Consider the following 15,018-nt stretch of genomic DNA (forward strand, 5'->3'; position numbering starts at 1 on the left):
AATGATGTTATTAGAATCAGCAGCTATACTAGTAGCCGATTTGATTTTAGTAGTTGTGCGATCAAATCGGCTGGCGTAAAGGCTATAGTTCAGTGCGATTAATACAGTAGATGAGCTACTGAGGTAATAACCACTAAGCTAATAATAGTACGAAGAATAAAGATAATAAAAAGCTCTAGAATATTGAGCTTAATATTCGATTTCAAGATTAGAGCGCCAACCTCAGACATATAAATAATCTGAGTAATAGAAGCCGCACCCACGATAAACCGTGTCATCTCACTCTCGATACTTTTACCAACCAATGCAGGCAGGTACATATCCGCGAAGCCCATAATCATAGCAGGAGCGGCCTCTGCGGCTTCTGGAATCATTAGTAACTCAAGCACGGGTACTAAAGGTGTTGCTAACCAATCGAACACTGGCGTATATTCAGCCAAACCGAGGCCAATAGTCCCGATAGCAAAGATAACCGGAATAAGTCCAAAGTAGATATCAAACAAGTTTTTTAGACTGTTTTTGAATACGCTAGCTAAGCTTGGCATAGAGTGTGCGCGGGTTACTGCTCGATTCAGCGCCCATTGATACATACTGTATTGAGCTGGGATTTCTTCATCGAGCAAGCTTTTACCAGAATGATAGGTATCTGGCTTAAGTGATAAAGGCGGTATGCGCGGCATAATGATAGCTGCTATAAAGCCAGTCAATGCTACAGTCAAATAAAAGTAAACGAAATTATTGTCGACGCCGATAGTTTTAGCAACCACGTAGGTAAAGGCGATAGAGGTTACTGAAAAGGTAGTAGCAATAATAGCGGCTTCGCGCAGACTATAAAAGCTTTTGTCATACTCTTGCATAGTGACGAGCAGACCAATAGAGGCTGCCCCAAACCAAGAAGACATAGCATCTACTGCCGAGCGTCCAGGTAATTTAAACAGCTTAACAAATACCTTGCTGGCTAGAGTTCCCAAAAATTCCATTAAACCAAAATCAGTCAAAAACGGCAGTGATAAAATCGCAAAGAAGAATAACGGAATTAGAATCGGAACCAAATCCTCAAAAATAACCCCACCAGTATTACGATTGATAAGAAACTCAGGACCTATCTGTAAAAAAATCATCCAAGCAAATGAGGTTCCTAAAAGACGTGCTGCCAGCCAAAACCAATCGACATCGAACATCCCTTTTATTAGAGAACCCTCAGGTAAATTAGGCCGCAAGACTTTCATTACCAAGGCCCCTACAGATGATATCGACACTATGGCTAATACCACATAAACAACTGCAGTCCCTAAAATCCCTTGTAGAGTATCAGTTAGAACCCCTAATAAAATAGTGATCTTGCCATCCCACTGAAACGGAATAATAAATAACGCAATACCTAAGGCTGAGAATAATATAAACTTCCAAAAAGCTCCTTGCCACTGCTTACCTTGTGGTGTTTCTGGATCGACAGCACTATTCCCTAACACTGGCTGCTGCGACTTATTAACATGATTTGTCATCTACTTCCTCCTTGATAGGCGATGACCGCCAATTTTTCCCTTTAGCTGTTTGACCAATTCCTGGATTGAGCGAATTAGTCGGATCCAAATCTTTATAAAAAAAGCTTAAGGCAGACTTAGCATGATAAACATGACCTACGTTATGTTCAGCGGGGTATTCAATATGGCGCTGATCATAAAAATCTAGTAGGGCTTGCTTAAACTCTTTTGCATCCACATCAGGCTGTAACAGATAATCTTGATGCATCACATGACAAAAGAAGTGACCGAGATAAAAGCACTGTTTTACTTGACCTTGTAAATTTTTAGGCAGCACTTCATCCCAGTCTAAGGCGTTTCTAGGTAGCGCAATGTCTGTTGATAGCAATTGGCCAAAGTCACTTTGATGTAAATGATAATAACGAAACATAGCGGCTGTTGCGGCGCTGCGAAATATCAATAACGCTTGCCCCTCTTTAGATGTGCAGACATACAACTGGCCTTGATATTGCTGGATATGCGCCTGCAAAAAGCTTTGAGCTGCTTCGATATGTTCATCGGCTACTTTAATGATTAAATGATAATTATAGGCTAGTGATTGGCGCGAGAGCGACTTAGGAAGGGCGGCAGGCATAAATACTGAGACTAGCTGTAGCAGGCGATCTGGCAGAGTCTTTGGCAAGTGCCACTTTTCTAAGTAATAGCCTACTTGCGCTTGCAAACGATATAAAGCACCTATCTTGCTAGCAGGTAATTGACTCATACTCAGGCAAGTATCACGACCGTAACGCAAAGTGATGGCGTTATAGTCTTTATGCATATATTCAGCAAATACTGGCAAACGCAGCTCACTTTTTAACCAAGCTTGTCGCAACGCAGTTAGGCTCTCAGCGCTGTCAGTAGATATATAGAAGGTTTGCTCTTGAGTAGTTTTAGGAAATGTCGCTACCCTGACTGCAAACACAATTAACTTGCCAGCGGAGCCAGCAGCTTCGAATAGACCTTTAGGATCATTATTATATCTTGCTGGAGTCGCAGCATCACAATCGCGTACCACAGTTTGATAATGCTGATTAGCACTAGCTCTATTGCTTATTGAACGATCCGTTATCACCGTATCAGTTGATAGAGAATCTATCGACGAAGCATCGACTTTTTCATCAAAGCGACTAGGCTGCTCAAACTGGCCAAACTGTAGGTTATTTAGTATCTGCTCTGGATCGTCACCAAGCTCTATCCCTAAATGATTGATAAGCTCAAACTGACCTGAGGCATTGCGTCTAGCATACAGCGCCATCTCAGTATAAGCTGGACCACGCTGAACTAGCATGCCACCTGAGCTATTACAAATACCGCCGATAATAGAAGCTCCGACACAGCTAGAGCCCAGCACAGAATGCGGCTCACGGCCTAGCGGGGCTAAGATAGTCTCTAACTGTTGTAAGGTTGCCGCTGGTAGTGCAATAGCTTCTGTAGCATTATTCAGTAGATGAATACCTTTTAAAGACTGCATAGAAATCACTACTACTGGCCGATCATAGTCACCAAATGGAGTAGAACCCCCAGTCAGTCCAGTGTTCGCCGCTTGGGCAATAATAATAACGTCTGCTGCGGCACAACTATTGATAACGCGCCACAGCATCACTAAAGATTGCGGAATGATAACCGCCAATAGAGGCGGTGTAGACTCATTCACCATACCTTTAGCATAGGCTTGCTGCTGGCTAGGTTTTGTGAGCACATTTTTGTGCCCAACAATATCAGCGAGGTCTATTAATAAGCGAGACGAGTTATTAGCTTGGGACACTATAGACGCTCTTCCTTGATCGACTAGGGTTCAATATAACTGGCACAACTCGCATAACCAGCGTGGTAAGAATAGCCAGCACAACTAATACCGATAACTAGCTAAAATAGGTAAACGACTCACCCATTTCAGCGATGAAAGTATCAGCCTCATCGACTTCATAAATAAATGGTTGTTGCCCTGCTAAGTCCTTTTGCAGTGCCTCTATCAATTGCTGTTGGCTAGTGATTCTACGATAGCCCGCGCCAAAGCCAGCTGCTAGAGGCTCAAAATTTGGGGTTTTAATATTGACACCGATAAGCGGCAGTCCGCGCTCTTGCATATAACGGCGAATTTCGCCATAGCCTTGGTTATTCCACAATAATACAATCAAGGGTAACTCCAGCTCAGATGCGCAGATAAGCTCTGCTATAGTAAACTGAATCCCACCATCACCGATCAAACTAATCACTGGATCATTAGTCGCTAATCTAGCTCCAATAGCAGCTGGCAAACCGTAACCCAAAGTGCCGAAGCCGGTTGATGAATTAAACCACTTACGAGTAGCTAGCGCTTCAAAGCCATGATTACCGCTATAGACAGGTTGAGTGGAATCACCGACGATGATCACATCTTTAACATTATCTCTAATCAGTTTTAGCAACGCATTTTGACCCGCAAAGCTGGCTGGCATTTGATCGATCAGTGCTTGTTTGACTTGCTCAACACGTTGCTCAGCTTGATGATTTAGGCCTTTACCTAAGCCTTGCTGTTGCAGGCGCTCACACAATCCACTAATGGCCATTTGCGCATCACCTAATACCGCTATATCCGCTCTAAAGGGACGCTGCAATTGCCCAGCATCGCAGTCAATACGAATCAGAGTGCCGTTAATAGTGAAGCCTTCATCAAACACTACATCGTAGTCCGTCTCACCAAGCTCAGTACCAATAGCTAATACCACATCAGCCCCAGCAATCAGCTCACGACTGGGCGCTAGAGACTGATTACTTCCTAAGCTTAACGGATGAGCTGGTGGCAATAGACCTTTAGCATTTACCGTCAAGAATGTCGGTGCATCGATGAGTTCCGCTAGTTTTTGCGCGTCACTATCTACTGCAGTGCAGCCGCCGCCGTACAACACTACTGGATTCTTTGCCGTTTTTAGACAGCCAATGATGGCATCGAGTTGGCTAGGATGCGGCAAAGGTCGCCTAACTTGCGCTGGCAATCCAGTATTTGCACTAGCATGGCTATTTGCAGATGTGTCAGAGGCTTTAGGAGGCTTAGCAACATGGCTAGCATCAGCAGTGATGATATCGATAGGTAACTGAATATGCACGGGGCCAGGACGCGCGCCGTTGAATAAAGCAAAGGCTTCGGCGATAACTTTCGGTAGTGACTCTGGCTGCCAGATGGTCTTACTAGCTAGCGCCACTTTACTGACCATTCCTTGCTGATCATGCAATTCGTGCAAATGCCCTTCACCACTACCAGTATTACCGATTTTATTCACACTAGAGATCACTAGCATCGGTATAGAGTCAGCAGCAGCTTGCGCCATGGCGGTCATGATGTTGGTCATTCCGGGGCCAGTAATAATAAAACAAACCCCAATTTTGCCAGAAGCACGGTAATAGCCATCAGCCATAAATCCGGCCCCTTGCTCATGGCGCGGCGTGACATGGCGAATGTTGGTATTTGGCAGGCCGCGATAAAGCTCTACAGTATGCACGCCCGGAATACCGAATACCGTCTCTACCCCATAATACTCCAACCACTCTACCAGCAGCTCTCCACAAGTTATTGAAGGCAAAACTGCCGAATTATTGGTTGCCGTAGTGACTATTGACGTTGCTTCCTGCATCGATTGCATGGTAAATCATCCTTGAAATCATTGAGCGTTTAGAGTTGAAATAATGTATTGGGGGTTGGGTTTACGGTTAGTGCTAAGCTGTTGAACAAATGCTTATAGATCATGATGCCGTAGCCAATCATCAATCATAATATTGAGACGCTCTCCTGAGAAACTAGGAAAATGACCACCATGTACGATACGCACAGGTAATGCATTTAGGCGTCTCATGCTATTGGCGTAGTCAGAAATATTGCTGTGCCAAGTATCTTCAATTAGCGGACCGTCGTAAATCAAGTCGCCCGAGATTAATACTCCACTAGCTGCCTCCCAAAGAGCAATACCGCCAGGTGAGTGGCCTGGCGTATGAACCACTTCAAATTGCCGATCACCTAAATCAATCATATCGCCATCTTCAAGCTTAACGATTTTTGCCGGTGCAGGGATCTTATAGCCGCAATGCGCATAAGGAACGGGAGGTAAAGCATCAAACATCTCATCATTTACGAACATATCAGCTAAGGTTCGAGCATTATCTGGTGCCGCTAGAATATCAGCCTCTGCAGCATGTACATGACAACAATCAAACTCGCTAGCTGCACCGATATGATCAAAGTGAGTATGACTGGCGACACCGACCACTTCACGTTCAGCCAGCAGAGCGACATGACGGCGTAAGGGTACAGCACCTAAACCGAAATCTACCAACAAATCACGTTTACTACCTTTTACATGCCAAAGGTTACAGCGAAAAAAAGGTTTGATCCATGGCTCGTCAATCAAGGTAATACCGTCGTTAACATACTGAGTCCGATACCATTTTTCCGCTTCTATCCGTTTTAGAGAACTCTTTTTCATGAGTCATCTCCCTTTAAATTTTGCAGATCTTTCAAATAGTCTTGGTTAGCTCGACTTTCATCAATGCGTGCAAGATTAATGGTCACTATTGATATAGCAGAATCATACCCAAGGCTAGCCAATACTTCTCCATCAGGGCCGGCTACTAAGCTGTGACCGCAGTAATGTAGTTCACCCTCTACACCAGAGCGGTTGATGCAAGCAACAAAGCATTGGTTATCCATCGCTCGGGCACGAACTTGCAGTATCTGACGTTCTGCATTCGGTAGCATATTAGCGGTAGGAGATAGAATGATCTGTGCGCCTGCTTGTGTAAGCTCTCTAGCTATTTCTGGAAATTCATTGTCGTAACAAATCATTATTCCCAAACATCCAAAAGGGGTGTCAACTACGCAGTGCTGGTTACCAGCAGTAAAATGTTCGTTTTCACGGCCCCACAGCTGACGCTTATGATAAGTGGCGATACGCTCACCATTGTTGTTTAACAAAACAGCAGCGTTATTTAACTGGCTATCAGACTGACGTTCAGCAATACCAAATAATATATATAAATCGTACTTAATAGCCAGCTTTGCGACTTGAGTAGAAATTGGTCCATTTACTGGTTCAGCCAAAGTATCAAGGCAGTCGAAAATATTGTATCCAGTTAGAGCCAACTCTGGCATTGCTAGCAAGTCTGCTTTGCCATGCTTCGCTAGTTGACATAGCTGCTCTAAAGCTTCTAAATTGGCAGAAGGATCAGCCCATATAGGGTCGGTTTGCGCCAGCATCAATCTCATGATAATGATTCCTCTTGGTCTGATACCGTAGAAACATTATAGCGAGTAAATAAAGTAGCTCCCAACCAGTAAAGCGCACCAGTGATGATAAATACAGGTAAAGACGCGCCAAACGGTGGAGGAGAAATTATTGCCCAGTAAGCTGCCAGAGATGCGCCAATAAAGTAAGCTGCAATAGCAATCTTAGCAGTGGGTCGTCCTAGCTGATGCTTAGAATTAAGAAGCTGAGCGGTATAACCTTCTTGACCTACTAGATAGTAATCAACAATCATTACTGAAAATGCTGGAATGAAGAGCGCCCCTACTAGTAGTAAGAAGTTCTGAAACTGATCTAAGATACCGGGAATTAGGGCACCAAAAATAGTCACTAAGCCAATTATTAATGCTGGTTTCCAAAAGCTCATATTAGGCGCTATATTCATACAAGATAGAGTAGCGCTATAAACTGCCATAACATTGGTTGTCATCACCGAGAAGAAAATGACTAATGCCGCAGGTAAACCAAAACCAAAATCTGCTAACAAACGCGTAGGATCGTAAGTCTGTTCCATGCCATTGAGTATTGAAAGCCCAGAGATCATAGCCCCTAAGCCCATAGCTACTATGGCTGCCATAAGGTAGCCAAAATACGTGCCCCAAACTGCAACTTTTGCGGTCTTACAGTTACGGTTATAGTCTGCTGCCGACGACATCCAAGAAAACGCAGTAGCAATCACAATATCAAAAGCAATGCCTAAAGTAATTCCATTGCGAGACTCAATTGGCATCTCAAAAAGAGCTGAAACATCATAGTGCTGATTGAGCTGATATAACACCACGACCGTCAAGCCAGCCATTGCTAGTGCTGCCCAGCGTTCGACTAGCTCAATACCAAGATGACCACGTAATACAATCAGTACCACTACGCTCTCACAAAGAATAACAAAGAGTGGTAGATTGCTATAGCCTATAGTAGCCTCAACAGCGTAGTTGAGACTCATACCAGCTAGCAGAGCTTGAATACAGCTCCAAGCAATTAGAACGCACATGTTCACTAATGAGATCATTTGACTGCCGAGTGGCCCATAAGCCCTACGAGTCAACGCCATTGATGGTAGCCCAGTGCGTTGGCCCATAAGGCCAACTAACAGTAATGGAATTGCACCAATTAATGAGCCAATTAGTACAGTCGTTATAGCCATACTGAAGCTTAAGTCAGGTACTAATAGCATACCAGTTAAAATAGTAGTGACTACTATGTTGGCACCGAACCATAGAGCAAATGTACCAATCGAGCTTAAACTGTGACCGGTATCATTTGGTGATAATGTATCTTGGCCAAAAAATGAAGATGGTTTGCTCATTACGGTTTTCCTTAACCGAACTATATGAATACTAGTGCCTCAAATGCACTAGTTACGACAAAACTATCCATAGAAATATCGTATTGAGACCACTATGATAATGCTACAACGCTATAAAATAGGCTTTTACCAGTCACTATCTTCGACCGTCATAGCTGGTCCAATATTAATCAACTCTGGTTAATCAACACTGACTAATAAATAGCCTTAACCTTTTCGTCGTAGCGTACACCGGGCAAAATACACAGCATCTCAAACAGCAAGTTTGCTGCTAATACTGAAGTGTTACCAAAAGGGTCATAAGGCGGTGAGACTTCGACCAAGTCACAACCAACAACGTCAAGACCACGCATACCACGAATGATCTCTATCGCTTGTGGTGAAGTAAGCCCCCCAATTTCCGCCGTACCTGTACCCGGTGCAAAGGCGGGATCAATACCATCAATATCGAAGCTTAAATAGACAGGACCGTCGCCCACTTTTTCTCTAACTTCTGCCATCAGTGGCGTCAATGATTTATACCAGCACTCTTCAGCAGGTACGACACGGAAGCCTTGTTGAGTGGACCAATCAAATTCTTCAGCGCTATAACCGGTACCCCGCAAACCTATCTGCACTACCCGATTACCATCAATTAGGCTTTCTTCAACAGCACGACGAAATGGCGTACCATGAGCAATTTTTTCACCGAACATATCATCATTAATATCAGCATGAGCGTCAATATGCACTAGCCCTACAGGGCCATGTTTCTTTGCCAGAGCTCGTAGAATAGGTAAGGCAATAGTGTGATCGCCACCTAAAGTCAAAGGTATGGCACCATGGCTGACAATTTTTTCTGAGTAAAACTTTTCAATGATATCGATGCTTTTTAGTAAGTTAAAAGTATTGATAGGAACGTCACCAATATCAGCAACTTGCAATGACTCAAAAGGGGCAGCGCGCGTAGCAACATTGTAAGGACGAATCATGCGCGACTCATCACGGATTTGTCTAGGACCCAATCTTGCACCACTACGGTTTGAGGCCCCAATATCTAGTGGAACGCCAACGAAAGCGACATCTAGCCCTTCAGCATCAGCTTGAGTAGGTAGACGCATCATAGAAGCAAAGCCACCAAATCTTGGCATGTCATTACCACTTAACGGTTGATTGAATTCCATTTTCATATCCTTTAGGGTGATTGCAGTCATTAACGCTCATCAAAGTAATTAAATATCTGATATACATTTACAATACCTAAATAACAGCTATCAAACCATGCTAAAGTTCAGAAGTAAACTTCTGATATTCAGTAGTAATCGCATTTTAATACTTATATCCAGAAGTTAATAACTTTCTAAAAATTTCTATATCGATAAATGCTGCACAGGCACACTGAAGCAGCACTAAGTAAATGCGCGGTTTTAGCGTCATAGCGCTAGTCAGTGTTGATCACTGCTAACTCTTGCTAAGTAACATAATCTAGTTGAGGTAAAGCTAATGTTTAATGAATTGATTAGGATAGATGTCAAGACCTTACGTAGTTTTATGGCTATCGTAGAGTGTCAGGGGGTGACCGCTGCCCAATCTCAACTAAATCTCACTACCTCAGTAATCAGTGGTCATCTTTCGCACTTAGAGGATCGATTAAAAATGACGCTTTGTTTGCGAGGTCGTGGTGGCTTTGAGTTGACAGAAGATGGAATCGCCGTTTATGAGGCTTGTTTGAGCTTTCACGATGCGGTAGCTAGTTTTGAGCATCAACTACACTATATCCGGCAGCTGGACTCAGTGCGTGGCGGTCATATTCGTCTATGTCTAGCGGATCAGTTGCCAACATTTTTTTATGATGCCCTGCAACAATGTCTATCCGCTAGCTATGAAGAAAATCCATTAATACATTTCTCTATTGATGTGCAAAGCCCAGAGAATATGCTGGAGAATTTACTTAACAATGAGAGCGATATTGGGGTTGGTTATTTTAGTAGTTTTCCCCCTGCCCTCACTTTTAAGCCTGCCTTTACCGAAAAGCAAGTGGTCTGCTGTGGATCTAAACATCAACTATTTGCTCAAACTGATGCTAGTGAAGCAGAGCAGTTAACTTTTGACAGGCTAGAGCAAGACTACCCTTGGGTTAGAAGAGGCTATGGTGTAGATCATCAAATCAACCATATTCGCCCAAAAACTCTAAGTGCTACTACTTATCATATGGAGGCGACCGCGCAGCTTATCCTTACCGGACATCATGTCGGCTATTTGCCCAATGATTTGGCGAAACGCTATGAAGCGATGGGCCTAATGAGAATACTGTTAGTGGAAGAAGCCAGTTATGATGTGCAACATCATTGGTCCTATCGACAAAATCTACATAAGCAAGTTGCGGAATTTTTAGATCAAATGATTAAGCTGTTATTAGCAGGCACTAGTGCCGGTTACCCAGTAAAAATTTAACCTATAGGCAGTTCTTACTGTCTATTAAAAGACAACATTGATGCGATTATCTATTGTTTTCACCACAATCGGGTTAAACCTGAGTGAGGTAATAAAGGTAGTATGCTAAGGTCTATTAATCGAGTAGTCAGGCACATAGGCAAGTAAGCTAGTCGTTAGCCAACTTATGCCGAACAAGAACTCTGGGACTATAATCAGCGCTGATATTATCAGCGTCAACACTTTTCACTAATAGGGCTTAAAAGCATGGATACCCTCAATATCCTGTACTTAGTAGGTGCATTATTAATCTTCGCTAGCATCATGGCCAGCACTTTATCAGCGCGTTTAGGCGTACCCTTATTACTGTTGTTTTTGGTAGTAGGCATGCTAGCAGGCGAAGATGGTATTTTAGGTATTCATTTCGCAGAATATGCTCTTGCCAACTTTATTGGACAAGCGGCCTTAGCCTGCATCCTGTTGGACGGTGGCCTGCGCACCTCTTTTCAATCCTTTCGAGTTGGCCTTAAACCTGCAGTAGTCTTGGCCACTTGGGGGGTACTCAGCACGGTCTTGGTGTTAGGTGTGTTTGTCACTTGGCTATTAGATGTGGATTGGCGAGTTGGCCTATTGATGGCCGCTATCGTAGGCTCAACGGATGCCGCTGCGGTTTTTTCTCTATTACGTAATGGCGGCGTCAAGCTTAACGATCGAGTCCAAGCGACGCTTGAACTAGAGTCTGGCGCCAACGACCCCTTCGCCATCTTGTTAGTTACTGGCTTGATTGCCCTCAATCTCGATCCTGCTGGTCAAACTGTCTTTGGGTTCTTACTATTACTATTACAGCAGTTAGGCTTTGGCTTGATAGTGGGCTTACTGGCAGGATTTTTATTATCTAAGCTATTACCTAAGCTCCATTTGCCCGAAGGTATGTATGCCATTTTAATAATGTCGGCAGGGCTATCGGTATTTGCTGCGACCAATCTGATAGGCGGCAGTGGCTTTTTGGCCATATATTTGTCTGGGGTCATTATCGGCAATCATAAAGCCCACTCAACTGAGCATGTGCTACGGGTGATGGATAGCTTTGCTTGGTTATCGCAAGCGGTGCTTTTTGTAGTGCTCGGCTTGCTCGTCACCCCTTCTAACGTTATCAATGTTTGGTACTATTCAGTAGCGATTGTGGCCTTTATGATTTTGGTCGCCCGCCCTATCGCTGTTTATACTAGCGTCAAACCGTTTAAGTTTAAAGACAGAGAAATTGCCTTTATTTCTTGGGTAGGTTTACGTGGTGCGGTTCCTATCACCTTGGCTATTCTTCCAGTAATGGCAAGGACAGATAGTGCTTTTATGTTATTCGATATCGCCTTTGGGGTGGTAGTGCTATCGTTAATACTACAAGGGACTACCATCCCATTTATGGCCACCTTATTCAAAGTGCGCATTCCTGCCAATAATGAGCCTAAAGAAGAACATGAAGTTTGGGTATCTGATAAGGCCAGTATTACTTTATACGAGTTTGAAGTAAAGCCAGGTGCGTTCGCTATCGGACGCCACCCTAAGGTAATATCTAGCCGAGTCAGCCCTGATGAGATCAACGTCTTTGCCTTAGTACGGGGGCAAAAATTGGTCCCTGTCAAAGAAGATACTCAGCTGAAATTTGGTGACAATGTTTGGTACGCTATGCAAAGTAATCATGCCAGCCAAATTGCGCAAATCTTTAATGATACAAAATTAGATCGTAGAGCCATTGATGATTTTTATGGTGATTGGCTACTATCACCTAGTGTTAAGCTGGGAGACTTGCCTTTTTTTACCGGTGTAATGGAATCAGACTCGCTTGTTACTACCCTTCGATCCAATGCTGCTAACCCCTCAACCAACATGTGGCAACAGACCGTCGCTCAATATGTGAAAGCAAATCTAGAGATCGCCCCCATTCCAGGCGACACGGTGGCAGTCAATGATGAATGGTCGCTGGTAATCAAAGAGGTCGATAATAAGGGAGCATTGAGAACCATAGGTCTAAAACGGCAAGATCTACCCATGGTCAATTAGCGCTACAAGGCAAAACGAACTGTCATTGGTAAAGCACTGAAGCTATCAACCTTAAAGATATTAATCTTTAAAATCTTTATAAAAATGATAAGTCTGTTCTAAAGATATTATAATAAACTTATTTATAAAAGTAGGTTGCCATCAAGGTTCTTTAACGCTATCGGCTATAATAAAACCCCCTAGATAATAATTATTTAGGGGGTTTTTATGGACACTAATTAAGCTGATTTAAGCCATAGTGATGATAGTCTCTTCGCTCAAGCGTGATTTTGGCAGTAGGGCATTGAAGTCATTTTCAGTACGGTAACCTAGTGACACAACGGCTAATGCCGAATAACCCTTAGTACGCAAATCAAATTCTTCATCAAGAGCCTTTAGATCAACGCCTTCCATGGGTACTGAGTCGATACCTAAAGTTGCGGCACCCAGTAATAATGCACCCATATTTAAATATACTTGCTCAACTAGCCAATGCGGCTCATCTTTATTTTCATAGCGGCGAATATCCAAAAACATTTTACGGACTTCATGCATTTGCTCTTTGAATTTTGGTTCAGCAAAGCGGCCATCGGCATCTTCTTTATCTAGTACGTCTCTTAAGAAAGTTTCATCAGCATCGATGCGACTGCAAAAGACGATAACATGTGAAGCGTCGGTTACTTTTGGCGCATTAAAGGTAAACATGCCGCTAGTACTTTTAGCGATTCTAGCTTTACCAGTGTCATCATCAGCAATCACGAAGTGCCAAGGTTGAATATTGGTACTTGAAGGGCTTAGTCGTAAGATATCTTTTAAGCTCTGAAAGTCCTCGTTAGATATTTTTCTATTAGCATCAAATTCTTTAGTACTATAGCGCCAATTCATTGCTTCAGTGATAGTTTTCATACATTATTCCTATTATTAATTTTTCAAATTTTAAGGGCAATTATCCTTTATCCCATTGTTAATGATAGATAAATGTAGCCCTAAAATTTATGAGATGACGGTCATTTCAGTTATGATAAACTCATCGACCATCCCTTCTGTGACCTTTATATAGTTTTGAAAATGGGGGCTTTGGACATGGTGCTGCAAAAACTCATTATTTTCCCAGACTTCATACACTATAAAATTATCAAGGTTGGCGTTATCTTGGTGCAAGTCATATTGAATGCAACCCTCATCCGATTGTGAAGCTTTGGTTAGTTGCAGCAGCTCAGATTTGACCTGCTCAATATGATTAACTTTAGCTTTAATAGTGGCAACGATAGTGAGAGGCTTGGGGGTTTTCGGGTGCATTAGCGATTCCTATAAGTGAATACTGTTAATTGTAATATTAGTAATTTAAATAGCATTATTTTTAACAATGTAAATTTAACTATCATAATTATTTAGGCTATCGTTGGGTTTGACAGCCCCTAACTCCTACCTTTTTTATCATAAAGCTTGTGGCTATTAACAAAGCGACTGCAACAAACTTTGAGTTTGGTTTTCAAGTTCTGCAATAGCTTTTTTATTTAAGGCATCGGCATGCGGTTGTCCAAATTCACCCTTGGCCTCACCTTGTACACCGTCTTTAATATCGTTATCGAAATACTTACCCGTATCGGTTACAAATTCATCTGAGATAGCGAGTTCAGTTAGGATGTTTGCCCCTTTATCTGCTGATGACCAATGCTCACCATAAGCCTCATTAACCATTTTTGTATTCAGTAGCGAGCCTGGGTTTACTGCGATGACGTTTACATTATCGGCAGCGACTGCTTCGGCTAAAGCCATACTCCACATAGTCAAGGCCAGTTTACTTTGGGCATAAGCCTCTTTATCACTAAGACTTGCTTGTCCTGTGAATGCAGGATAGGATATGGGCACTTGCGCAGCTGAGCTTAAGTTTACGACGCGGGCTTGGCCAGATTTTTTGAGTAGCGGCAATAAAGCATTGGTCAATTCGTAAGGCGCTAAGTAATTGACTACAAAGCGTACGTCGAGCCCCTGTTTAGTGCGTGGAGAAGCAGTAGTATAAATCCCAGCATTATTGATGAGTACATCAAGTCTAGGTAGCTTTTGAGTCACTTCTGCTACCATTTTGTGCACTTGCGTTAAATCTGAGAAATCAGCGACAAACCCACCAATGTTATCTAGGTTATCTAGCGCGGCCCCAGTAGCCACTGCTTTGACTTGAGCAATGACAGTCGCCAGTTTGTCAGCATCTCTGCCATGCAGATACACCTGATGGCCGGCTTCTGCCAATTTCAGTGCTGCAAGTTTACCGATACCATCGGTACTACCAGTAATCAAAATAGTCTTGCTCATCAGTGGTCCTTATTATTTAAATAATGCGTTCTAGTCTATGCTTCGTAACACAACTGATTGTAATGAAAGTGTTGTTATTGGAATACTAGCCAGAGTCGCCCACACTTTGAACCTTGAACCGAAATAGCTAAAAACTCGTTATTTCATTTGT

Annotated in this window: 12 protein-coding genes; 2 read left to right on the plus strand and 10 right to left on the minus strand. The window is 42.9% G+C overall.

From position 1 onward, the window contains the following. Positions 1-98 precede the first annotated feature (98 nt). From KPY62_RS01450 to speB, 7 genes are all read right to left on the minus strand, one after another. Positions 99-1,505: a YjiH family protein gene (locus KPY62_RS01450; RefSeq protein WP_216580501.1), complete on the minus strand. Its 1,407-nt coding sequence runs from the start codon at positions 1,503-1,505 to the stop codon at positions 99-101. Then, positions 1,489-3,291, minus strand: a complete 1,803-nt coding sequence (gene dld / locus KPY62_RS01455) for a D-lactate dehydrogenase (RefSeq protein WP_216580502.1) — start codon at positions 3,289-3,291, stop codon at positions 1,489-1,491. The genes KPY62_RS01450 and dld overlap by 17 nt, the downstream gene beginning before the upstream one ends. 97 nt (positions 3,292-3,388) lie before the next feature. Beyond that, positions 3,389-5,146: a 5-guanidino-2-oxopentanoate decarboxylase gene (locus KPY62_RS01460; protein ID WP_228730524.1), complete on the minus strand. Its 1,758-nt coding sequence runs from the start codon at positions 5,144-5,146 to the stop codon at positions 3,389-3,391. 93 nt (positions 5,147-5,239) lie between these two features. Beyond that, positions 5,240-5,983 carry an MBL fold metallo-hydrolase gene (locus tag KPY62_RS01465; RefSeq protein WP_216580503.1) on the minus strand — a complete coding sequence of 248 codons (744 nt, stop codon included), beginning with the start codon at positions 5,981-5,983 and terminating at the stop codon, positions 5,240-5,242. Next, on the minus strand, positions 5,980-6,762 hold the full coding sequence (locus KPY62_RS01470) for a carbon-nitrogen hydrolase family protein (RefSeq protein WP_216580504.1): 783 nt from the start codon (positions 6,760-6,762) through the stop codon (positions 5,980-5,982). Before KPY62_RS01470 ends, KPY62_RS01465 begins: the two co-directional genes overlap by 4 nt. Beyond that, positions 6,759-8,105 (minus strand): purine-cytosine permease family protein, encoded by a 1,347-nt coding sequence (locus KPY62_RS01475; protein ID WP_216580505.1) that lies wholly within the window; start codon positions 8,103-8,105, stop codon positions 6,759-6,761. Before KPY62_RS01475 ends, KPY62_RS01470 begins: the two co-directional genes overlap by 4 nt. Positions 8,106-8,299: 194 nt before the next feature. Continuing rightward, entirely contained in the window at positions 8,300-9,274 is a 975-nt protein-coding gene (gene speB, locus KPY62_RS01480; protein ID WP_216583024.1) for an agmatinase, read from the minus strand. Positions 9,275-9,587: 313 nt separating this feature from the next. Between speB and KPY62_RS01485 the strand changes: the two genes are divergently transcribed. Both KPY62_RS01485 and KPY62_RS01490 read left to right on the plus strand, forming a co-directional pair. Next, positions 9,588-10,538: a LysR family transcriptional regulator gene (locus KPY62_RS01485; protein WP_216580506.1), complete on the plus strand. Its 951-nt coding sequence runs from the start codon at positions 9,588-9,590 to the stop codon at positions 10,536-10,538. A 246-nt stretch (positions 10,539-10,784) separates the two neighbouring features. Beyond that, the gene (locus tag KPY62_RS01490; protein ID WP_216580507.1) at positions 10,785-12,575 is read left to right on the plus strand and encodes a potassium/proton antiporter; all 1,791 of its coding nucleotides are present in this window, start codon (positions 10,785-10,787) and stop codon (positions 12,573-12,575) included. 228 nt (positions 12,576-12,803) lie between these two features. On the opposite strand, the gene nfsB is transcribed toward KPY62_RS01490, so the two are convergent. The 3 genes from nfsB to KPY62_RS01505 all read right to left on the minus strand — a co-directional run bounded on the left by nfsB (position 12,804) and on the right by KPY62_RS01505 (position 14,867). Beyond that, the gene (nfsB, locus tag KPY62_RS01495; protein WP_216580508.1) at positions 12,804-13,460 is read right to left on the minus strand and encodes an oxygen-insensitive NAD(P)H nitroreductase; all 657 of its coding nucleotides are present in this window, start codon (positions 13,458-13,460) and stop codon (positions 12,804-12,806) included. Positions 13,461-13,547: 87 nt separating this feature from the next. Further along, positions 13,548-13,853, minus strand: a complete 306-nt coding sequence (locus tag KPY62_RS01500; RefSeq protein WP_216580509.1) for a putative quinol monooxygenase — start codon at positions 13,851-13,853, stop codon at positions 13,548-13,550. A 156-nt stretch (positions 13,854-14,009) separates the two neighbouring features. Then, positions 14,010-14,867 (minus strand): SDR family NAD(P)-dependent oxidoreductase, encoded by an 858-nt coding sequence (locus KPY62_RS01505; protein ID WP_216580510.1) that lies wholly within the window; start codon positions 14,865-14,867, stop codon positions 14,010-14,012. Positions 14,868-15,018 lie beyond the last annotated feature (151 nt).

The sequence above is a fragment of the Psychrobacter sp. TAE2020 genome (assembly GCF_018919485.1).
Classification (GTDB): domain Bacteria; phylum Pseudomonadota; class Gammaproteobacteria; order Pseudomonadales; family Moraxellaceae; genus Psychrobacter.

Bases quoted from the DNA above. Each gene is read 5' to 3' on its own strand.
- KPY62_RS01450 (WP_216580501.1), bottom strand. From the start codon at position 1,505: ATGACAAATCATGTTAATAAGTCGCAGCAGCCAGTGTTAGGGAATAGT.
- KPY62_RS01460 (WP_228730524.1), bottom strand. From the start codon at position 5,146: ATGCAATCGATGCAGGAAGCAACGTCAATAGTCACTACGGCAACCAAT.
- KPY62_RS01465 (WP_216580503.1), bottom strand. From the start codon at position 5,983: ATGAAAAAGAGTTCTCTAAAACGGATAGAAGCGGAAAAATGGTATCGG.
- KPY62_RS01470 (WP_216580504.1), bottom strand. From the start codon at position 6,762: ATGAGATTGATGCTGGCGCAAACCGACCCTATATGGGCTGATCCTTCT.
- KPY62_RS01475 (WP_216580505.1), bottom strand. From the start codon at position 8,105: ATGAGCAAACCATCTTCATTTTTTGGCCAAGATACATTATCACCAAAT.
- speB (WP_216583024.1), bottom strand. From the start codon at position 9,274: ATGAAAATGGAATTCAATCAACCGTTAAGTGGTAATGACATGCCAAGA.
- KPY62_RS01485 (WP_216580506.1), top strand. From the start codon at position 9,588: ATGTTTAATGAATTGATTAGGATAGATGTCAAGACCTTACGTAGTTTT.
- KPY62_RS01490 (WP_216580507.1), top strand. From the start codon at position 10,785: ATGGATACCCTCAATATCCTGTACTTAGTAGGTGCATTATTAATCTTC.
- nfsB (WP_216580508.1), bottom strand. From the start codon at position 13,460: ATGAAAACTATCACTGAAGCAATGAATTGGCGCTATAGTACTAAAGAA.
- KPY62_RS01500 (WP_216580509.1), bottom strand. From the start codon at position 13,853: ATGCACCCGAAAACCCCCAAGCCTCTCACTATCGTTGCCACTATTAAA.
- KPY62_RS01505 (WP_216580510.1), bottom strand. From the start codon at position 14,867: ATGAGCAAGACTATTTTGATTACTGGTAGTACCGATGGTATCGGTAAA.